1 protein-coding gene and 1 pseudogene are annotated in these 787 nt (G+C 47.9%); one reads left to right on the forward strand and one right to left on the reverse strand.

The window, feature by feature from the left end:
- Positions 1 to 188, forward strand: a 188-nt coding sequence (locus F8N44_RS31990; RefSeq protein ID WP_224794858.1) for a hypothetical protein, incomplete at its 5' end; no start/stop codon positions are given.
- A gap of 484 nt (positions 189 to 672) precedes the next feature.
- Here the strand turns inward: F8N44_RS31990 and F8N44_RS31020 are convergent.
- Positions 673 to 787 (reverse strand): annotated as a pseudogene (locus tag F8N44_RS31020) (IS30 family transposase); the annotation flags it as partial.

Here is a 787-nt window from a genome sequence, read left to right on the forward strand (position 1 = left end):
TTGTCAATGGGTCGACTTGGCTCCTGAGTCCAGTGGCACAGCCGGATACTTCTCTTAATATTGGTCCCTCTACGCGGATGGAGTTGAAAGACGGAGATTGGTTTAATATTAAAAATGCCAGTCGTCACGAATCTATAGCAGTGCACTTCAGTGGTGAGAGTTTTTTTTTGGAACGGGTTGGCTTTTAATTATCTTAATACTATATATGTTCTGCCTGGACAGTCCTGCCAAGTTTTCTGGAGTGATAGTGGCTTAGCTGCGGCTCCTTTTTGGATAGCTTCATCGCAGGCAAGTGCGGACCCAAGTTTTATTTAAGTTGAGCTATTTTTTTGACTGGGCCTATAAGGTGCTCGGTGAAGTTTTGGGGTAGAAGTCGAGCTGCTGACTTTTCAAATGATTTATATTGCCTGGGTTAAATTCAGGTGCTGCTTTTAATCCAAGTTGGAAGTCTGCATGTAAGTTGCCTGTAATGGATTCCGGTTGTGGTGGATGGCTAAGGATGGCGGTCTCAAGGACCAAGTGCAACACCTGATGTAAGGTGTTGCCATGCCACGAAGTACACACATCTCAGCACTGAGGAGCGCGTCGCCATCATGGGCAGCTTCAACAACTCACTCTGCGAGCTATCGCCGTTTTGCTCAAGTGGGCGGCCTCAGGTTCCAAGTGCAACAGTCAGTTAATGGTTTCGAGCTTGTTGCTCGCGGATAGTTGAAGGTAATCAACCAGTACCTCGACCGGAAACTTCCAGCCCAGCGTCTGGCGTGGCCGAGTGTTCAGCAAGTCGGCA

It is taken from the genome of Pseudomonas fluorescens, assembly GCF_902497745.1.
In the GTDB taxonomy this organism is placed as follows: Bacteria; Pseudomonadota; Gammaproteobacteria; order Pseudomonadales; family Pseudomonadaceae; genus Aquipseudomonas; species Aquipseudomonas fluorescens_BM.